Source organism: Flavobacterium algoris, from assembly GCF_048158525.1.
Taxonomy (GTDB): domain Bacteria; phylum Bacteroidota; class Bacteroidia; order Flavobacteriales; family Flavobacteriaceae; genus Flavobacterium; species Flavobacterium algoris.
Genome location: NZ_JBLNKT010000040.1, coordinates 1 through 19,352 on the forward strand (window position 1 = coordinate 1; position 19,352 = coordinate 19,352).

Annotated in this window: 20 protein-coding genes; 10 read left to right on the forward strand and 10 right to left on the reverse strand. The window is 32.7% G+C overall.

From position 1 onward, the window contains the following. The first annotated feature begins 171 nt into the window (after positions 1-171). Positions 172-375, forward strand: coding sequence for a hypothetical protein (locus tag ACM55I_RS15200; RefSeq protein ID WP_416847688.1), 204 nt, complete (start codon positions 172-174; stop codon positions 373-375). A gap of 713 nt (positions 376-1,088) precedes the next feature. Further along, on the forward strand, positions 1,089-1,622 hold the full coding sequence (locus ACM55I_RS15205; RefSeq protein ID WP_416847689.1) for a hypothetical protein: 534 nt from the start codon (positions 1,089-1,091) through the stop codon (positions 1,620-1,622). Positions 1,623-1,700: 78 nt separating this feature from the next. Here the strand turns inward: ACM55I_RS15205 and ACM55I_RS15210 are convergent, their stop codons facing one another. The 5 genes from ACM55I_RS15210 to dapF all read right to left on the reverse strand — a co-directional run bounded on the left by ACM55I_RS15210 (position 1,701) and on the right by dapF (position 5,775). After that, a complete protein-coding gene (locus ACM55I_RS15210) occupies positions 1,701-2,342 on the reverse strand; it encodes a peptidoglycan-binding protein LysM (RefSeq protein ID WP_416847690.1) in 642 nt (213 codons plus the stop codon). Between the two features lie 97 nt (positions 2,343-2,439). Next, positions 2,440-3,357, reverse strand: a complete 918-nt coding sequence (locus ACM55I_RS15215; protein ID WP_416847691.1) for a DUF2279 domain-containing protein — start codon at positions 3,355-3,357, stop codon at positions 2,440-2,442. Positions 3,358-3,359: 2 nt separating this feature from the next. Beyond that, complete coding sequence (mltG, locus tag ACM55I_RS15220) at positions 3,360-4,400, reverse strand: endolytic transglycosylase MltG (protein ID WP_416847692.1); 1,041 nt, start codon at positions 4,398-4,400, stop codon at positions 3,360-3,362. 20 nt (positions 4,401-4,420) lie between these two features. Continuing rightward, on the reverse strand, positions 4,421-4,969 hold the full coding sequence (locus ACM55I_RS15225) for a GNAT family N-acetyltransferase (protein WP_416847693.1): 549 nt from the start codon (positions 4,967-4,969) through the stop codon (positions 4,421-4,423). A gap of 23 nt (positions 4,970-4,992) precedes the next feature. Beyond that, positions 4,993-5,775 (reverse strand): diaminopimelate epimerase, encoded by a 783-nt coding sequence (gene dapF / locus ACM55I_RS15230; RefSeq protein WP_416847694.1) that lies wholly within the window; start codon positions 5,773-5,775, stop codon positions 4,993-4,995. A gap of 136 nt (positions 5,776-5,911) precedes the next feature. Between dapF and ACM55I_RS15235 the strand changes: the two genes are divergently transcribed. Together ACM55I_RS15235 and ACM55I_RS15240 are read left to right on the forward strand one after the other, a co-directional pair. Next, on the forward strand, positions 5,912-7,312 hold the full coding sequence (locus ACM55I_RS15235; protein WP_416847712.1) for a trypsin-like peptidase domain-containing protein: 1,401 nt from the start codon (positions 5,912-5,914) through the stop codon (positions 7,310-7,312). Positions 7,313-7,465: 153 nt separating this feature from the next. Next, a complete protein-coding gene (locus ACM55I_RS15240; RefSeq protein WP_416847695.1) occupies positions 7,466-8,908 on the forward strand; it encodes a glyceraldehyde-3-phosphate dehydrogenase in 1,443 nt (480 codons plus the stop codon). Positions 8,909-9,133: 225 nt separating this feature from the next. Here the strand turns inward: ACM55I_RS15240 and ACM55I_RS15245 are convergent, their stop codons facing one another. After that, positions 9,134-9,592, reverse strand: a complete 459-nt coding sequence (locus ACM55I_RS15245; protein WP_416847696.1) for an Lrp/AsnC family transcriptional regulator — start codon at positions 9,590-9,592, stop codon at positions 9,134-9,136. 200 nt (positions 9,593-9,792) lie between these two features. Between ACM55I_RS15245 and ald the strand changes: the two genes are divergently transcribed. Then, the gene (ald, locus tag ACM55I_RS15250) at positions 9,793-10,917 is read left to right on the forward strand and encodes an alanine dehydrogenase (RefSeq protein ID WP_416847697.1); all 1,125 of its coding nucleotides are present in this window, start codon (positions 9,793-9,795) and stop codon (positions 10,915-10,917) included. Positions 10,918-11,113: 196 nt separating this feature from the next. On the opposite strand, the gene ACM55I_RS15255 is transcribed toward ald, so the two are convergent. After that, a complete protein-coding gene (locus tag ACM55I_RS15255) occupies positions 11,114-12,532 on the reverse strand; it encodes an APC family permease (protein WP_416847698.1) in 1,419 nt (472 codons plus the stop codon). Positions 12,533-13,027: 495 nt separating this feature from the next. On the opposite strand from ACM55I_RS15255, the gene ACM55I_RS15260 reads away from it, so the two are divergent. The 4 genes from ACM55I_RS15260 to ACM55I_RS15275 all read left to right on the forward strand — a co-directional run bounded on the left by ACM55I_RS15260 (position 13,028) and on the right by ACM55I_RS15275 (position 15,262). Next, positions 13,028-13,204 (forward strand): hypothetical protein, encoded by a 177-nt coding sequence (locus tag ACM55I_RS15260; RefSeq protein ID WP_416847699.1) that lies wholly within the window; start codon positions 13,028-13,030, stop codon positions 13,202-13,204. A gap of 17 nt (positions 13,205-13,221) precedes the next feature. Further along, on the forward strand, positions 13,222-13,638 hold the full coding sequence (locus ACM55I_RS15265; RefSeq protein ID WP_416847700.1) for a hypothetical protein: 417 nt from the start codon (positions 13,222-13,224) through the stop codon (positions 13,636-13,638). A gap of 305 nt (positions 13,639-13,943) precedes the next feature. Continuing rightward, positions 13,944-14,495, forward strand: a complete 552-nt coding sequence (locus ACM55I_RS15270; protein ID WP_416847701.1) for a zinc ribbon domain-containing protein — start codon at positions 13,944-13,946, stop codon at positions 14,493-14,495. Positions 14,496-14,791: 296 nt separating this feature from the next. Next, positions 14,792-15,262: a hypothetical protein gene (locus ACM55I_RS15275; protein WP_416847702.1), complete on the forward strand. Its 471-nt coding sequence runs from the start codon at positions 14,792-14,794 to the stop codon at positions 15,260-15,262. A gap of 105 nt (positions 15,263-15,367) precedes the next feature. On the opposite strand, the gene ACM55I_RS15280 is transcribed toward ACM55I_RS15275, so the two are convergent. Then, positions 15,368-15,595 (reverse strand): CDGSH iron-sulfur domain-containing protein, encoded by a 228-nt coding sequence (locus ACM55I_RS15280; protein ID WP_416847703.1) that lies wholly within the window; start codon positions 15,593-15,595, stop codon positions 15,368-15,370. A 440-nt stretch (positions 15,596-16,035) separates the two neighbouring features. Between ACM55I_RS15280 and ACM55I_RS15285 the strand changes: the two genes are divergently transcribed. Continuing rightward, positions 16,036-16,488, forward strand: a complete 453-nt coding sequence (locus tag ACM55I_RS15285) for a VOC family protein (RefSeq protein WP_416847704.1) — start codon at positions 16,036-16,038, stop codon at positions 16,486-16,488. 299 nt (positions 16,489-16,787) lie between these two features. On the opposite strand, the gene ACM55I_RS15290 is transcribed toward ACM55I_RS15285, so the two are convergent. Both ACM55I_RS15290 and ACM55I_RS15295 read right to left on the reverse strand, forming a co-directional pair. Next, a complete protein-coding gene (locus ACM55I_RS15290) occupies positions 16,788-18,281 on the reverse strand; it encodes a C40 family peptidase (protein ID WP_416847705.1) in 1,494 nt (497 codons plus the stop codon). A gap of 711 nt (positions 18,282-18,992) precedes the next feature. Continuing rightward, entirely contained in the window at positions 18,993-19,313 is a 321-nt protein-coding gene (locus tag ACM55I_RS15295; protein WP_039109077.1) for a hypothetical protein, read from the reverse strand. Positions 19,314-19,352: the final 39 nt, after the last annotated feature.

The window sequence follows — 19,352 nt, forward strand, 5'->3', positions numbered from 1 at the left end:
GATATGTTTGTTCTCTCATAACTCAATTGGACGGCTTTTTCTTTCAAAGCTTTGTCATAAATTTTGCGCACTTGTTTCATAGGTTAAAATTAAGATTATTTCTTAACTTTCTGTGATCGCTAAGTTAGTATGTCCAAAACACAGATTTTGTTTTTGTTAAAAAACTAATTAATGACTGCTAATACGGTATATGACATTTTTCTTGCACTTCCGGAATCGGAAAGGCAACGTCATATAGCTTTAGTAAATGAATATAAAAGGAAAGAAGACACAAAATTCTCCATACTATCCAAAACAAAGAAAAAAGAGTTTACCTATATCAAGCAGGATGCAATAAACTATCTCTTCAAAAATGTATTTACTTCAAAAAAATAGCTTAAAATTTAATCCACCATTATTTAACCGGTTTTGAGTATTGTCAGGTTATACCTTCAAAATAGATTTGAAAGATATTTCATGATATTATCTATTTAACAATTCTATTTATTTCAAACAATACACAAACGATTAGTCCCCAAAATCTTAATTTTAAAACTGTATTTAACCTCCGAAAATAAAATCAAAAACCAGAGCGATAATTTTGAAAAAAGAAGTACTTAACACCAGAAAATAATTTCAAAAACAGTACACTAAATAGTACACCAAACCGTACACTTTTTTAAAAAATATACCTTTTAAAGGCAAAAAAGGGGTTAAATTTCGTAAGAAAATTAATTCATAACCTTGAGGTCCCCGAGTTCAAATCTCGGTCTCGCTACCAAAGCAAAACCCTAACATCAATATGTTAGGTTTTTTTTATGCAATTTATTAATTCAAATTAGTAACAAAGATTCCTACTAAAAAAAAGCTTTGTACCAGACTTTATTTTAACATAACATATGGAAAAAATTAACCTAAAGAGCTAAATAAATGAACTAATTTTACATTAGACAACTTATTTTAACAGATAGAAAAACAAATATTTTTTTATTTAAAATATTGATATATAATTAATTACGACAATTAAAAAAGAAATAAAATAGCAAATCTTAGCATTTATTTGTTCATTAAAATTTAACTTATTTAATATTAATTTAAAACCAAATATCATGAAATCATTAATTATTATTTTGTTATTTTTAGGTTTATGCACACCCTCTTATTCTCAAGACCAGAAAAAAGATGCTGAACAAGGAAAGATAAAAGTCATAGAATTACCACCAGTTGTAATTAAAAGAGTAGGAAAAGATTTCTCAGTATATCTTCCCGATAATAATCCTGATCAAACTGTTAGAACAATTGAAGAAAAATTCATTGCCTATGACCTCGGGAAAGACTATGAAGGATCTGAAGAGTATCTTTTGGTTATGAGTACAAAAAAAGGAACCTTGTCAGCAACCTATAATGACAAAGGTAAATTAGTACGTGTAGTCGAAGAGTATAAAAATGTAAAACTTCCTAGTGAAGTCATTTATTCTATTTACAGAACTTATCCCGGATGGACAATTGTAAATGATCAATTTCTCTATACACAAAGGGAAGGTGATGTTACTAAAAAACAGTATAACGTTAAGATTAAAAAAGACAACGAAACTGTTAAATTAGTAGTTCGTCCCGATGGTGAAATTATAAAAATGAAATAAATCAATTTTAAAACACAAAAAAAGAGGCTATCTAAAAATAATTTAGAAAAACCTCTATTTTTTTTGCAATAACTGCTCTTATATGTTTTTTATATTTGCATTACTATCCGCAACAATAAACGAAGTATCATACCCTCCAAAGGCTTTCATGTAGCTTCGTATCGAAGTTCCATAGGCATCCCGGAAATATCTTTTACCATTGTTTTTTAAATATTTCCTTACTGAACCTGCACCACCTAGATGTGCAGCTGCCAATATTCCAGATTCCGTTATATGAATTCCGTTCATTACGGTCCCTTCATATTTTTCGATTTCTCTTTTTAATTCCCATTTGTTTTTTGCCAAAAGAGCTATAAAAGCTTTTTCTTGCATTTCAGGGCTATTCAAAAAAGCGGAACGATCATGGATACCTATTGCTTTTAGTGTTTCAATACCAAATTGATATTTACCTAAATAACCGAGTGAATTAATTTTTTTGTATTTGCTTTCAGATTCTCTGTATCCAATAGCTTCTTTGAATCCAATAAAGAAATTTCCAGTAAAAGGGATATTCAAATTGGTGTAATCTTCTTGTTTTTCAGATGGAAATAAGTAGTGTGATCCATCTTCTTCATGAATTAGAAACCAAGAGTTGGTGTCTAAATTAAAGGGTTTAAAACCCGAGCTTAAAAAGGCAATAATAATTGTCAAACCTGTATAAAAATACCATTTCTTTATCATAAATTGTTTTTCTTCAAAACGCTGTCCCGTTAAGAAATTTCTACGTGCAAATATACGTAAAAAATAATTATACTGATAATCAACAAGTTAAAGTTTACTAAAAATAGATTAAGTGTAATTTAACATCGTTGAAGTGCGCCATTTCAATCGTTGGAGCCGGTATTTTTATTGTATTTAAAACTGAAAAAAGAGTCTTTAAAAAGTGTGATTTGGTATTAATTTTAGTCAAATCGACGTCTAAACTGAGATAAAATTGTCTAAATCTTTGCGGGTTTTGACTTAAAAAAGACATGTTATTTTCCCTATTTCCCGTAATCATTCCATCGGCTCCATAACCTAATGCCAGATTCAACCATTTTGGTATTTTTGAGTCTTTGGCAAAGGAATGTAAATTGACCGAAAGCCAATAGGTTTGTCCGTTATAATCTTTTAGAATTTGTTCCGTAAATGAACTCCCTAAAACCTCTGGTCTTTGAGTCGCATATTGAGTGGTATGAAAAGAAAATTTAGGAGTTATACGTTGTTCTTTCCAAATTAATTCTTGTGAAACATATAAAGCCGTTCCAGAAGCATTTGCAATTATGTCCCCTGATGAAGCACCCCATTCAGAAGAATATCCATCCATAACCTCAACAGCCGTCAAAAAAGCAAATCCTAAACCTGCTCCGTAAATAAGTTGCCTTTTTTTACTGGCTCCGCTCCATTGTAACATTTCGGCACTAAGCCTGCCTAAATGATACGAAGAAAAAGAATGTCCCAATTTATCCATTTGAAGCCATTCGGAATTGTCGTTTATAAAATGAAAATCAGACTTAGGGTAATCGGCATACCAAAGTTGGTTTAAGCCTACCAAAATTCCTGAAGCCAATACCGCTTCAGAAATCACAACGGTATTTTGTCTTTTTTTATTTAAAGAGTCCGATGGTGTAAGGAAAGTATCAATTGTATTTTGCGAAAAACAGGTTTGATATCCATTCAAAATCAACAATAAAAAAAGTAGTTTTTTAAATCTCAAAACTATCTTTTTACACCTTGACTGTTTATCCAATCTGAATATTTTTTGGCGTTTTTATTGTGTTCTTCTAAAGTTGCAGCAAATTCATGGTATCCAAAACGTTCCACACTCGCACAGAAATAGATAAAGTTATTTTTCTCCGGATTTAAAACGGCTTCCAATGCAGTAATATCGGGCATCGCGATAGGTCCTGGAGGAAGACCAATATTTACATACGTATTATAAGGAGAACTCATTGTTAGGTCATTATAAAAAACTCTTTTGATAACCTGATCAAAATCATTTGACTTCTTTTTTATCGCGTAAATAACCGTTGGATCGGCCTGAAGTGGCATTTGAGCTCTTAAACGATTCAAATAAACTCCTGCAATTCTTGGTCTTTCGTCTTTTTTTACAGATTCTTTGTGCACTATCGAAGCTAAAATAGTTGCTTCAATTGGAGTTAATCCTTGTTTAGCGGCTTTGGCAACACGTTCCTTATTCCAAAAATTTTTATATTCTTTAATCATTTTATCTCGGAACTTTTCAGCCGAAGTATTCCAATACGTTTCATAGGTATTAGGAATAAACATCGCCAAGACATTTTCTTCGGTAAATCCATTTTCTTTTAAAAAAACAGAATCTCTAAATGTAGTCAGCAATGATAAACTGTCCGCTTCAATTTGAGAACCTACGCGTCCTGCTAAATTTTCTAATCGTTCCTGATTATTAAAAGCTAAATTTACAGGTACATTTAATCGCAACGTTTTTACCAATTCATAACTATTCATTCCTTTGGTGAATAAAAAGCGACCTGGTTTTACATTTTCAGGATAATCTCTTTTGCTGGCAACCGTTTCAAAACGGTCCATATTTTCGATATAAGGAGCAATTATTTTTTTGACATCTTCATATTTAGAATCTGTTGGAATGTACACATAGAGTTCTTTTTCGGCAAACTTTGTATTCGCTGAAAAAATTTGGCCCAACAAAATAAATCCGTAAACCATTAATACTGATATTAATGCAACAGATATGATTGTTATGATTTTCTTTAAGTTCAAAATAATTATTTTTAAAATTACTACGCCAGTTCGCTGACGTTCGTGTGATTAATTAATTGAAAAATAGCTTCGTCCTTGTAAACGCCGTTAACCAAATTCCAATCTTTTTTTATTCCTATATTTTGGAAACCAAATTTAGTAAAAAGAGCTATACTTGCTACATTTTCAGTGCCAATATTTGCATATAATTGATGCAGGTTCAGATGATGAAAAGCATACCGAATTAATAGTCCTAATGCTTCTGAACCAATATTCTGTTTGCGGTTTTCAGTGCCTTGAATTACTATCCCAACTCCCGCCCTATTATTCTTTGGATCAAAATCAAATAAATCGATTAATCCCAAAGCCGGAAAATCCTGATCCTGACAAATGGCCAATCGCAATTGCTTCGCTTCATAAATATCCTGATGCGCATTCTCCAAATATTGCTTTACCAAAAACCGACTGTAAGGCGTATGTGTATTACTCACTTCCCAAATACTTTGGTCATTTTCAATTGCGTATACAAACTCCAAATCATTGGGTTCAAGTGCGCGGATGTATATGTTATCTCCTTTTAATGTTATCATTTAGATATTAGGTTGGATTTTAGTTATATCTCAATAGTCCCTTTAAACACAAATTCAGCTGGTCCTTTCAAGAAAACATTGGTAAACTGCCCATCCTTGTTATCAAAAGAAACAACTAATTTCCCTCCTTCAACATTCAAGTCTATTGAGTTCGCTTTTGTTTCTCCTAATGCATTCATCGCGATGGCAACTGCAGTTGCTCCGGTTCCGCAAGCCAATGTTTCATCTTCTACTCCTCTTTCATAGGTACGAAGCGAAAAAGTAGTTTCATCTATTTTTTTTACAAAATTGATGTTGCTTCCTTGTTTTCCATACAATTCACCGTAGCGAATGCTTGCTCCGTTTTCTTTGACATTATAGTGCTCTAAATCTTCCACTAATTGTATGTGATGTGGAGAGCCCGTATTCATAAAGACATATTCCGGCGTGATTTTCACATCTTCGACATCTATCATTTGTAATGAAACGATTCCATTGTCGGCAACTGAGGCATGATGCAAACCATCTGTCGCTATAAAAGTAGTAGTATTGTCAATAACGTTTAGCTTTTTGGCGAAAGCCACTAAACATCTTCCACCGTTCCCACACATGGAACTTGGATTCCCATCTGAATTGTAATAGACCATTTTGAAATCGGTCTCAGTGTCATTTTCTAATAAAATAAGCCCGTCTCCTCCTATCCCAAAACGTCTGTCGCATAAGTGGGCAATGAGTTCAATATTGTCTTTTGGAAAAATCCCCTGACGGTTATCAATCATCACGAAATCATTTCCTGTTCCTTGGTATTTATAAAATTCTATTTGCATTTTCTTTGAATTGAGAGATACAAAAGTACGAACTATTAATGAAATGTTAATCATTGTTAAAGAGCGTTAAACTGTTTTTAAAAAAAATAAATTAACGCTATTTTTACTTTAAAATAATTTAAAAATGAATTCTAATATGAAACGATTTTCAACACTGTTTTTAATATCATTGCTGAGTGGAGCCGTAACATTAGGGGCTTACAAATTTTTATTTGACAATGATGGCTATTTCTCGAATAACAAAAACGCAATCACAACTGTCGCCTCTGATTCGTATGGAAAACGCGTGGGATTATCAGCCGAGAATGTTGATTTTACCGAAGCTGCCGAAAAGACCATTCATACTGTGGTTCACGTAAAAAATGTTTCTCGCAAAACTGTTATTAATCCAATGCTTGAATATTTTTATGGCTACGGCGGACAGCAGCAACAAGAACAAGTGGGAACGGGTTCTGGCGTAATTATTTCTGAAGATGGCTATATCGTGACTAACAATCACGTGATAAAAGACGCTTCGGAAATTGAAATCACTTTGAACAATAAAAAATCCTATAAAGCAAAACTCATTGGAACCGATTCTAAAATGGACATTGCTTTATTAAAAATCGATGCTGACGAAAAGTTACCGTATACTGTTTTTGCTAATTCTGATTCGGTGAAAATAGGCGAATGGGTTTTGGCAGTAGGAAATCCGTACAACTTAACCTCAACGGTAACCGCAGGAATTGTTTCGGCAAAAGCCAGAGATTTGGGCACTAGTGGCATTCAGTCTTTCATACAAACAGATGCAGCGGTAAATCCAGGAAATAGTGGTGGCGCATTGGTAAATACCCGCGGGGAATTAATTGGTATCAACACGATGATTTCATCCATGACGGGTTCTTATGTTGGTTATTCTTTTGCGGTTCCATCAAATATTGCCCGAAAAATAATCGAAGACCTTATGGAATTTGGTAATGTGCAAAGAGGAATTCTTGGAGTTGAGGGTGGAGAATTAAACGATATCGCTTCCAAAGAATTGAAAATTTCCCAAACACAAGGTTTTTATATCAGTAAGGTAACTAAAAATTCCGGGGCCGAAAAATCTGGGCTTGAAAAAGGAGATATTATTGTAAAATTAGACGACCAAAATGTAGCTACTTATGCTGATCTTTCTGGCTATATAAATACCAAAAGACCTAATGATAAAGTTCAGGTAACGATTATCAGAGATGGAAAAAATAGAATGATACCCGTAATTTTGAGCAAAAATGAATTTTTTAGTACTGAATTCAAAGGATTGGAATTGGAAAACATAGACGCTGCAGACAAAAAGAAATTCCATCTGGACTATGGGGTAAGAATAAGATCCATTACCAATGATAATCTGAAACAATATGAAGAAGAACTCAAAGGAAATATTATTTTGAGCATTGATAACATAAAAGCAACAGATATAGAAACAGTTTCTAAACTTTTGGACAAAAAAGACGAAAGTCAAAGCATCCGAATTGAAATGATAAATAAAAACGGAGAAACTATCCGAATTATCATCTAGCACTTCTAATCTTAAAACCAAAAGCCATCTTGAGAAACCAAGATGGCTTTTTTATTTTAAAAATAAATCATAAAATAAGCTACGAAATCGATTGAAATAGGTAATTTTGCGCAAAATTTAAAAAAATCATTAATTTATTTTACAAATTTTCACATGAGCATTACATACGAAAAAGAAGTTTCTTTTCAAGCCGACAGACGACGTGCAGGAGTAGAATTGATCAAAATCATCAGTGATTTATGGTATGACAAATCAATTGAAATGGTTTTATTTAGAAATCAATTAATTGACAAAAACGTAAGCGAAATCATCAACTTGCATGACTATGCAGGTGAATTTGTGGGAAAGCCAATTTCTGTATTTGATTCAGTTGAAATAGCCAGAGCTGTTTTAGAATTGGATTTACCACCTTCAAAACTGGATATTGGTAAACTTACTTATGAATATCGTTTGGAAGATGAAAAATATCCCGACACTAGGCATTTTGTAATTGACAAATTAAAAGATGCTAAAAACTCTGAGGAAATTCAACCTAAAGATGTAGTCTTATATGGTTTTGGTAGAATTGGACGATTACTGGCACGTGAATTACTTTCGAAAACAGGAAAAGGAAACCAATTGCGATTGAGAGCCATTGTAACCCGAGATAAAAACGATGCGACTTCGCTGGAAAAAAGAGCTTCACTATTGCGTTATGATTCTATTCATGGCGATTTTCAAGGATCGGTTGTTGCTGATACAAAAAATAATGCTTTGATAATTAATGGCACAACCGTACATATTATCACGGCTAATGCGCCCGAAGAAATTGATTATACACTTTACGGAATCAACAATGCTTTGGTCATTGATAATACAGGTGCTTTTACAAATCACGAAGCTCTAAGCAGACATTTAGTTTCAAAAGGTGTAGATAAAGTCTTGCTCACCGCTCCTGGAAAAGGAGTCCCAAATATCGTTCATGGTGTAAACCAAAACGAATACAATCCAGATGAAATAAACATTTTTTCGGCCGCATCCTGTACAACGAATGCGATAACACCAATCTTGAAAGCCGTTGAAGATACTTTAGGCGTTGTAAAAGGACATTTAGAAACGATTCATGCCTATACAAACGACCAAAATTTGGTTGATAATATGCATAAAAAATACCGTCGCGGAAGAGCAGCTGCTCTAAACATGGTAATCACCGAAACTGGCGCAGGCATTGCTGTTGCAAAAGCATTACCATCACTTGAAGGAAAACTGACTTCTAATGCCATCAGAGTGCCGGTTCCTAATGGTTCATTAGTGGTTCTAAATCTTGAAGTTAGCAGAACAACTTCGATTCAGGAAATTAATACCATCATGAAAAAATATGCTTTAGAGGGTGAATTGGTAGAACAAATCAAATACTCCTTGAATAACGAATTGGTTTCATCCGATATTGTAGGTACTTCGGCTCCATCAATTTATGACAGTAATGCAACGATTGTTTCTAATGACGGGAAAAATATTGTTTTATACATTTGGTATGACAACGAATATGGTTACAGTCACCAAGTAATCCGATTAGCAAAATACATTGCTAGAGTAAGACGTTTTACGTATTACTAGCATTTAGATTACAGGTTGTGCGTTGCCTTTTTTTAGTTTTTAGTTTTTTTTTAGTTTTAGATAATAGCAACCCAACCTGAATTAAATAGAAAATCCGTCCTGATTTATCGGGACGGATTTTTTTATCCAAATGAATTATGCTTATTAATCCAAACCTTTTAAATAAACTTTATTTTCTTATATGGTTTAAAATCATATTGCCATTTAATGATTTTTTTTAGTGAGTTAAATCGGTAAAATAGTGGTGCTCTTTACTTCCGAAATAATAAAAAAGCTATTAATCAAAGAAACCTCCGGTAAAACAGACAATTTTTTCTGATGAAAATGATGGTAACTTTCCATATCTGCCAATACGATTTTCAACATATAATCAAAACTTCCTGAAACAAAATTACATTCCACCACTTCGGGTAAATTCAGTATCGCTTGATTGAATCCTTCTGAGATGTCATAAGTCTGCTTTACGAGTGTAATCTGGCAATACACTGTCAGGTTTTTACCCAACTTCTTTTTATTCAAAATCGAAACGTACTTTTCAATAATTCCTTCTTTTTCCAAACGCTTTACCCTGTCATGAACCGGTGTCAGCGAAAGGTTGATTTGATTGGCAATATCTTTCAAGGTCAAATGTGCATCTTCCTGAAGAAGACGTAAGATTTTTTTGTCAGTTTCGTCCAGTATCATAATTTGTCGATTCTTTTTTTAGGTACAAAAGCAGTTTTTTTTTCTTTTTAGAAATATAAAAAAACTAATATTCAGAAATATTTTATGCTAAATTACTAAATAAAACTATTATTTTCTTAATTTAATACCATATAGCAATAATATTTTCTTTATATATAAATTTGTAATGCAATTAAATTCAAACATTTAAATACAAAACTATGATAATCGGAATTCCTAAAGAAATCAAAAATAACGAAAACCGTGTAGCACTTACTCCTGCAGGTGTAGCCGAATTCAAAAAACAAGGTCATATCGTTTATGTGCAAACAAGTGCTGGTGAAAATAGTGGTTTTAGCGACAAAGCATATGCTGAGGCTGGAGCGGAATTATTGCCAACAATTGAAGACGTTTACAGCATTGCTGAAATGATAATTAAAGTAAAAGAGCCTATCGCTTCTGAATATCCTTTGATCAAAAAAGACCAATTATTATTTACCTATTTCCACTTTGCCTCATCTGAACCATTGACGCATGCTATGATTGAGCGTGGCGCAGTATGTTTAGCCTATGAAACTGTTGAAAAAGCAGACCGTAGCTTGCCTTTATTGGTACCAATGTCAGAAGTTGCGGGTCGTATGTCAATTCAGGAAGGTGCTAAATATTTAGAGAAACCATTAAAAGGAAAAGGAATACTTTTAGGTGGCGTTCCAGGAGTTCCTCCTGCTAAAGTATTAGTTTTAGGTGGTGGAATCGTAGGAACACAAGCAGCAAAAATGGCAGCAGGTTTTGGTGCTCAAGTAACCATTATGGATGTAAGCTTAGCGCGTTTGCGTTATTTATCTGATGTGATGCCAGCTAATGTAACAACAATTATCTCCAATCATTACAACATCCGTGAAGCAATTGCAACTGCCGATTTAGTAATTGGAGCTGTTTTAATACCAGGAGCCAAAGCACCGCATTTAATCACTCGTGATATGCTGAAATTAATGAGTCCGGGAACGGTAGTAGTTGACGTAGCAGTGGATCAAGGAGGTTGTATTGAAACCTGCACGCCTACCACACACGAAAACCCAACTTTTATCATAGACGATATCGTACATTACTGCGTGGCAAATATGCCAGGTGCAGTTCCTTATACCTCTACATTGGCGCTTACCAATGCTACTTTACCTTACGCGTTGCAATTAGCCAACAAAGGATGGCAAAAAGCGTGTGCCGAGAATGAAGAATTGAAAAAAGGATTGAACATTGCCAACGGAAAAATCCTTTACAAAGGAGTTGCCGAAGCTTGGAATCTCCCTTTTCATGAAGAGTTAGTGTTAGAAAACGCAGTTATCTAACATTAAACAAGTGCTTACTACACTAGAAAAACCCGTCTTGTCTCAAGACGGGTTTTCTGTTTTTATAGTATAAATTAAAGTATTTTGGGCGTAACCCTCAGTAAAAAACTTCGGGTCGGGCTATTCGCTGCAAAAAAGTTAACTGAACTCAGCTTAAAATGAAATCTGCAAACTGAGACTGAACACTCAATACAATTCACTCAGCACTACTCTTCGGTTTAGTCAAATAATACACCGGAATTCCAATTAACATTATAAAAACGCCCCAACCACAGGTACTTGTTTTTGTAATCAATAATGTAATAGAGATTATACTAGAAATTACAATAAAAAACATTGGCAGAAATGGATAACCAAAAGCTTTGTAAGGTCTCTCTGCATTAGGCCTTTTTTTGCGCAGAATAAAAATTCCGTAAATGGTAAGTATGTAAAATATCAAAACAATAATAACTACAAAGTCTAATAGCGCTCCATATTTTCCGGTTAAACACAAAGTCGAAGCCCAAATACACTGAGCCCATAATGCCCATTCCGGAACACTTGCACTATTAAGATTTGCAGCTTTTTTAAAAAAAACACCGTCTTTTGCCATCGTATAATAAACTCTTGCTCCAGCCATAATCAATCCATTATTGCAGGCAAAAGTCGAAATCATAATCATCACAGCAATGATTAAGGTACCCATACCTCCAAAAATTACCTGTGATGCCACAACGGCAACCCTATCAGATTTTGCTGTTGCAATATCTTGCAAAGGAAGAACAGCAATATACATCACGTTAGCCATGGTATAAATAAACCCAACGATTAACGTTCCCAGAAAAAGACTTAAACCTACATTTCGTTTGGGATTTTTAATTTCTTCAGCGATAAAAGTAACACCTTCCCAAGCCACACTTGAAAATTGGGACCCAACAAAAGCAGCCACAAATCCAGATAATAATGCCGTGCCACTAATTGGAAGCCAAGAACCATTAGATACATCTAACGCTTTTGAATCCCAAGCATGAGTCCAATTGGCATTCCAAATCTCAGCTTTGGCACCTATAATGAAGCCAAAAATAATTAATCCCAATAGTGATGAAATTTTGATAACCGTCAAAACAGTTTGTAAAATTTTACTATTTTTCACCCCCCGACTATTGATATAAGTAAGCAAAATAATAGTAATGATGGAAACAATTTGTGCAGCATTGAGCTTGAAATAACCCATTTCAAAAAGAATATTTTCATCGCTCAAAGGTGCATAAATATAGGCGGCAAATTTTGAAAAAGCCACACCCACAGCTGCAATTGTACCCGTTTGTATCACAGCAAAGAAACTCCAACCATATAAAAATCCTATCAATTTTCCGTAGGCTTCTTTGATATAAACATATTGTCCACCCGCTTTGGGAAACATCGCACTCAACTCGCCATAACTAACTGCAGCAACAATAGTAAGCAAAGCGGTAAGCACCCAAATGGCAATGAGCCAACCGGCAGAACCAACTTGGCGCACCATATCCGAGCTTACTATAAATATCCCCGAACCTATCATAGAACCCACCACAAGCATGGTTCCATCGAGCAATCCTAATTCTCTTTTAAAATCTTCTGGTTTTTCGTCTTCCATATTTTTTGTTTTTGGGGTTTTGGTTTTAGTTGGCTAAAGATATACTTTTTTTGGAAATTTCAGAAAATGGAAGGAACAGATGATAGATAATAAATTCTGTGAATAAAAATGACTTTAAGGATTAACATAAACTTATTTCAAGTCGCTATTTCTTTTTCTTTTAAAATAAAACAGATGCTTACGGTTTCCCGTAAAAGAATGAAAAAACAACAAACTACTTTTGAAAACTCAATAATTGCAATAATAACCATTAAATAAAAAATGAGAACAAAATTATTTTCAACAATAGCATTTTTATTATTCTTCAATCTATGTTTTTCGCAATCTGACGAAGAATTTTAATATGCAGCTTCAGGAACTGATGGTGCTGATTATTTCGTATTAATTGAAAAGGTTACTGATAGCTCAAAAGAGATTTGGGTAAAAAAAACTAACCCAACAAAAACGGTTAAAACAAAAAAAGGAAAATATATTAAAACTGGTGGTGGTCATTCTATGACATTTTTCATAATAAACTGTTCCGAAAAAAAATATGATATTAAAGAACGAATTGTATATGATCGTTATGGTAAAGTAACTAGTAATGATGACTTTCCAATATATGAAAACAGAATAGTTCCAGGTTCCGTTATGTCAGGTATTTACAATTTTGTTTGTAATAACGAGGAATAAATATAAACCCAAAAATCATGAATAGTAAAAACTTAATTAAATCCATTTTTTTTATATTATTTTCCTTGATTGTATTTTCTTGTTCCAATAAAAAAGAAAATAATAAAAGTGCTGAAACATCAAATATTAGTGCCGAAACACAAAGCACACAAAGATTTTCTACAACTGAGGAAGATTACCATACTAATTCCGATTACAAATATGAACATAGGACAGGCACTTCTGGAGATTATGAATACAACTACAATGTAAATGGATCAGACGATGATGGAAATTCAATCAATGGAAATGTTGACATGAATGGAAAATATGGTACTGGAACAATTGAAGACGAAAAAGGAAACGAAAAAAATATTGATGTAGAATGGAATGGTTATGGAAGAATGGAAGCTACTGATGAAGATGGGAACACGTATGAATTAGAAACAGATTGATGAAAATATATTAGATATGATTATCCTAAAAACTCTAGGCCTGGCCATGTGCTATATCTTTATTTTCTTAAAGAAAGAAAATAAAGGATGCCGTTTCCATCACTCACGCAGACGGCATTAACAATGGTATTTATTTATTCCATTAAAAATTTGTAAGAAAATTTTAATATATTTGAGAAAATATGAAACGAAAACAAACTCTCGTTAATACAACCAAATAGGTTATATTTTGCGAAAATTTGCTTCGGGTATGTGCAAGTTGGCGGATCGACTCAAAAATAAAAATATCTAAAAATTAGAAATTTATGAAAACTATTTGTTCAAATTGTGAAGCTGAAAACGAAATAAATTCAAAATATTGTTCGGTTTGTGGTTACAAATTACCACTTTTAGAAAACCAAAATGCAAAAACCGAAATTGAAGAGGCGAAAATTACAAAACCTAAAAGAAAATTTGACTTAAAAACATTCTTAGGTTTTATTGCTGGATTTATAATAATGTTTTTTGTGACGCAGTCATTCTTCAAACCATCAATTGACAAACAACTAGCGGAAATGGCTAATGAAATAAATAAAACTTGTCCAATGAATATTGACGAATATACAACCTTAAAAAATGTTGTTGCTTTACCAAATAAAACCGTTCAGTATAATTATATTTTAGTTGGAATTACAAAAGCAGAAGTAAAACTTGATACTGTGAAAAGATATGTTTTTCCAGGAGTTTTGCAAAACGTAAAAACTAATCCTGCAATGAAATTCTTTAGAGAAAATAAAGTTACTTTAAATTATTATTATTCGGACAAAAACGGAGAATACGTAACAGAGTATATTGTAAAACCTGAAATGTACGAATAAAAAGAAAATTCATCTGCCCACCGAAGTTTGGAAATATGTCAGGTTTAGACTTAATTTAAAGATGTTTTTGTACTTGGAAAATAATGTTTAACCGAAAAATACCGATTGCATAGATCTCTATAATCGTTCCTAGTTTGATAGCCAAAAAATCTTTTCCGTGTCTACAATGAGGTACATCACAAAAGACATAAAAAAGCTACAATGAAGTAGCTCTTTTTATTGATTGAATTAGAAAACGGTATTTCTTACTAAGTATTCATTGGTAGCAAACCAAAACAGACAGGAAAAACAAAAACATGAAGTATTTAAAAATAATTTTAATTTTAATAGGAATATTATTTTCAATGATAATCTTTTATTTGGGGTATCCCATTCTTCAAATTAGCTCAACATTTGAACCACTTCAAGAATATAATTATCCTATTTCAAAATTAAATTTAGAAAAATCATTGCTTAATTTAAGATTATCGGATTCACGAATTACATATCAAATAACTGACACAACAGGCTCCAAGGAAGATGGATACAAATACTATATTACACTTCTATTTAAAAAATCTAGTATTCAAAATTATGAATATAATTTAAATTACGAGCAACAAACAGCTTTATGGAAAAATTCAAATACATTAAAGCTAAATTTAGTTGGAGCATTTGATAAATCAAAAAATACTGGTGGATATAAAAAAGAGGATATAGATGTTCTAAAATTAATTGAGATATTAGAAATAGATATTTTGCCAAAAATCAGCAAGCAACCCCGATAGCGCAGAAATCTTTTCAGTGCCCACAATGAGGAGACATCACAAAAACATAAAAAAGCTACAATGAAGTAGCTTTTTTTATTGATTGAAAGTAAAAAACGATATTTCTTACTTAGTTTTCATCGGTGGCAAGTCAAAAGCTTCTGCTTCATGTTCAAAATTGTTTCGGTGTGAACCATCACAGAAAGGCTTGTTGGATGACAATCCACAACGACAAATACCCAACGCGGTTCTTCCTTCCAGTCCATAAACATTTCCTTCACTGTCCATTATTTCGAAATCACCTTCTATTTTTATAGATCCATTGCGATTAACTATTAATTTTGTCTTACTCATAAAGTCTTTTAATTTTTTTGAGTCCAAAGATTGCAAAATATATCCTGACGGTATAGAAATAGCGATTTTTTTATGTTGCAAAAGGCTAATTTACATTAATTCTATATTATATAAAATGTAAATTAGGACGCAATAGTCGTCAACTGAAACAAATTAAATCTGACACCAAATCGATTACACACAAATCGCACGGACATGACAGCACACAACCGAATATATTTCACTGCAGGAAGAACATGGATTGTTCGGATATATTATTCCAACGTACAAAAAACCGTAAACTCAAAAGATTAATTTATTTTATTAAAACCTGACAAATGACTAAACTAAATGCCAGGTTTATTATTTTAAAATTTTAACAAGAATAATTTATTACGTACTTTTAGCTGCTGACACAAAGTCAAAAAAATTTACCTAACGAAAAACCAAATAAATAACCAATGAAAAAATTAACATTATTAGTAGTTACCTTTATATTTACCGGATCTATCTGGGCGCAGGATTCTTTTACTTTAAAAATGGATCATGCGGCACTTTCAGTAAAAGACTTGGATCGATCTGTAGATTTTTATACTAACGTTTTGAAGCTTCAAGAAATTACTAATCTTACCAGAAAAGAAGGCATTCGTTGGATTTCTTTAGGAGATGGAAAAGAGTTGCACTTAGTCTCTACTATTAAAGAACCCGTTACAATAAATAAAGCAGTACATCTTGCGTTCAAAACCGTCAACTTTGACGCATTGGTAAAGGTACTGGAAAATAGAAACATCACTTATTCTGACTGGCCCGGAGAGCTTCATAAAATTATGGTTCGCGCTGATGGCATTAAACAAGTTTATTTCCAGGATCCTGATGGCTATTGGATTGAAGTAAACAGCGTAAAACAGGAGTAAACAGTAAATTCTACACCTTTCCTACTTAGTTAAAAATATAGCCAAGAGAAGCTATAAAAATTATTATTTCACTACCATTATAACAAAAACTACACACCTCTTTTAATAAGAGGTGTGAAAGATGATAGTTTTCTTTTAAATTATGTAATGTTTTCTTCGCGTATGTTGTGCAACTTTGTATCATAGATTTCAGTTTTCTTTTGAGCTAAATAAAATGAATAAACAAGGAATAAAAAAACTCCTCAGTTACCTGAGGAGTTTCCATTATATAAGAAGTAATTATCTTTTCTAAAGTTTGATTATTGTAGAACGCGATTGATTTGAGTTAATTTTTTTTCATAATATTTCTCTTTAACAGATGAAATCACTACTCCTCCACCTACTGAGGCGTGAATGAATTTTATTTCCCCATCGCAAACTTCAACTACCATCCCAACATGATTGATACGGCTTCTGCCATTAGTTTTAAAGAAAATTAAATCGCCTTTTTGAGCATCTTCAGTATTGACTACAACTCCTAAACGAGATTGCTCTAAGGAAGTTCTAGGTAATTTAATATCGAAAGCGCCAAAAGTAGTACACATCAAACCGGAACAATCAAAACCCGATTTTGAAGTTCCACCTGACTGGTATCTAGTCCCGATATTAGATGAAGCTGTTTCAATCAATTCATCTAAAAAATTAGGATTCGAAGCCGGTTTTACAAAACTTTTGAATTCCCAATTATTGTTTTCAACATTTTTGTATTTCTCGTTATCGTTATCAGTATTTGTAAATTCATGTGTCGTATTTTCCGCATCTAAAACAGCTACACTTTCATTAGTTGTATTACTATTAGCTGACCGAATATTTAATTTATACCCAACACGTAGCTTATTTTTAATTTCAGGATTTTGCTTTTCCAGTTCCTGAACCGTAATTCCGTATTGTTTTGCAATGCCGTATTTGGTTTCTTTTGGTAACACTTCCCGAACAATATTTTCAGATGTAGTACTAGAAGTTTCGATTTGTTGTGCTGCAACGGCTAATTCTGATTTTGGTAAAATTATCGGCTGAGGAATAACTTTAGGCTCTTCTTGAACCAATACTTTCTCTTCTTGAGATACAACTACTATTTCAGTTTTTAAAATTGCGCTTGTAGGAATATTGATTTTTTGCCCTACTCTTAGTGACTTAACTCCTATTGTTGGATTGGCTTTATCTAATTCCTTAATAGTGATTCCGTATTTTCTTGTGATAGAATATTTAGATTCTTTTGGCAGTACTTCAATTGATGTAACTTCTGTAATGGAATTTTCAGTTTCAGTAATCTGAGGTTCTACTGTTATTGATGCTTTTTGTGAAGACTTTTTTGTTTGGGGAACAACTGCGATTTCAGTTGAAGTTGCATTGCCGGGAATTGCAATTTTTTGACCTATTTTTAATCCTGAAGTTTCTAATGCAGGATTGACTTCGTTTAATTCTTTTACTGTAACTCCGTATTGTTTTGCTATTCCGTAAAGTGTTTCTTTGGCAAGTACTTCATGTTCTTTCTCTTGATAATTTGTTGCAATCTTAGATTTGGTATTGGCATTTTTTGGAGCAGTAACAGGGATTAATAATACTGAATTGAGTTTTAATAGATTCTTGGCTTTTGGATTTAGTTTATAGATTTCACTTTGTTTTACATCATATTTCTCTGCAATGCTCGAAATGGTTTCCCCTTTTAAGATGGTATGTTTCTTAGTACTTTCCTGAGAAAAAAGCACCATACTATTCAATAAAAACAATGTTACAACTAATCTTAAACTCATATTCATTTATTTCAAATTACTTACCCCATTTTATTCTCCTTAGCGATTTCGGGATATAATTATTAAATCTCGCTAGGTTTCTTGCAACTATCTTTATTTTTAAAAATTCATAAAAAAATAGCATATCTTTTCAAAAAAGAGGGCACTACTATTTTATTTTAAAATCTAGTTGGTTTTTTTGTTCACATTGCAAAAGCAACTTAAACTGTAACGCAATACAAACCTCCTGTATTGTTGCGCTTAAAATAAATATTCTGATGAAGTGCTGATTTGTATTTACAATCAAAAAAAAGGCTTCGCTGAAAAATTTATCTTCAAAAAAGCTAATTTAAGTTATAAAATTTAAAAAACAATATTTTTTTTGATTTTAACGTGTAAAAAAAAAGAAAACGCCTATTTTTCAGCATTTTTTAGGTGTTTTTTGAACAAAAAATTCCATTTTATTTAAAATGACAGTATTCACTTCTTTTTTTTAAAATCGTAAAATCCAAAAGAAATCGTCTCCCCGATTTCTAGCCCTGATGAAAGTGGAAAGCCTTTTGAAATGGAATTGCATTTTTTTCCTGAGAAAAAAGAGCGACCAGCGGAAGCTCCTTTTTTATCTTGGAAAAAAGCAATTCTATAAAAAAGCTTGAAGCGGTCAGCAGGAAATAGCTCCAAAAAAACCACCCCATTTTATATGAAATGGTACTTTTAGTTCTTTCGCTTTCTTTACATTACATGAACATCATGCCATTTTTCTGCAAGTTTACTAAGGTTAGCCCGCATTAAATCATCAGGAGTCATTGCTATCCTAAACTCGCAATTGGCTTCAAAATTTAAAAACCAAGGTTCAGCAATTGATGGAATCGCGGAAGCATCAGGAACTTCAACTACCATAACCGCACCTCGATTACCGTCTTGTTCAGAAAAATAAATACTCTCTGGTTTAATATCTTCAATCACTCGACTGATGATCTCACCTGCTGTACCATTTCTAGCCATTGAGTTGAAAGGCTCAATAGGGAAGATAACATTAACTAACATTCTCATCGCAATTAGATTTAAAATTAATAGTGACTAAAGATACAA

Coding starts and splice junctions, on each gene's coding strand:
- ACM55I_RS15200 (WP_416847688.1), top strand. CDS start 172: ATGACTGCTAATACGGTATATGACATTTTTCTTGCACTTCCGGAATCG.
- ACM55I_RS15205 (WP_416847689.1), top strand. CDS start 1,089: ATGAAATCATTAATTATTATTTTGTTATTTTTAGGTTTATGCACACCC.
- ACM55I_RS15210 (WP_416847690.1), bottom strand. CDS start 2,342: ATGATAAAGAAATGGTATTTTTATACAGGTTTGACAATTATTATTGCC.
- ACM55I_RS15225 (WP_416847693.1), bottom strand. CDS start 4,969: ATGATAACATTAAAAGGAGATAACATATACATCCGCGCACTTGAACCC.
- dapF (WP_416847694.1), bottom strand. CDS start 5,775: ATGCAAATAGAATTTTATAAATACCAAGGAACAGGAAATGATTTCGTG.
- ACM55I_RS15235 (WP_416847712.1), top strand. CDS start 5,912: ATGAAACGATTTTCAACACTGTTTTTAATATCATTGCTGAGTGGAGCC.
- ACM55I_RS15240 (WP_416847695.1), top strand. CDS start 7,466: ATGAGCATTACATACGAAAAAGAAGTTTCTTTTCAAGCCGACAGACGA.
- ACM55I_RS15245 (WP_416847696.1), bottom strand. CDS start 9,592: ATGATACTGGACGAAACTGACAAAAAAATCTTACGTCTTCTTCAGGAA.
- ald (WP_416847697.1), top strand. CDS start 9,793: ATGATAATCGGAATTCCTAAAGAAATCAAAAATAACGAAAACCGTGTA.
- ACM55I_RS15255 (WP_416847698.1), bottom strand. CDS start 12,532: ATGGAAGACGAAAAACCAGAAGATTTTAAAAGAGAATTAGGATTGCTC.
- ACM55I_RS15260 (WP_416847699.1), top strand. CDS start 13,028: ATGACATTTTTCATAATAAACTGTTCCGAAAAAAAATATGATATTAAA.
- ACM55I_RS15265 (WP_416847700.1), top strand. CDS start 13,222: ATGAATAGTAAAAACTTAATTAAATCCATTTTTTTTATATTATTTTCC.
- ACM55I_RS15270 (WP_416847701.1), top strand. CDS start 13,944: ATGAAAACTATTTGTTCAAATTGTGAAGCTGAAAACGAAATAAATTCA.
- ACM55I_RS15275 (WP_416847702.1), top strand. CDS start 14,792: ATGAAGTATTTAAAAATAATTTTAATTTTAATAGGAATATTATTTTCA.
- ACM55I_RS15280 (WP_416847703.1), bottom strand. CDS start 15,595: ATGAGTAAGACAAAATTAATAGTTAATCGCAATGGATCTATAAAAATA.
- ACM55I_RS15285 (WP_416847704.1), top strand. CDS start 16,036: ATGAAAAAATTAACATTATTAGTAGTTACCTTTATATTTACCGGATCT.
- ACM55I_RS15290 (WP_416847705.1), bottom strand. CDS start 18,281: ATGAGTTTAAGATTAGTTGTAACATTGTTTTTATTGAATAGTATGGTG.
- ACM55I_RS15295 (WP_039109077.1), bottom strand. CDS start 19,313: ATGAGAATGTTAGTTAATGTTATCTTCCCTATTGAGCCTTTCAACTCA.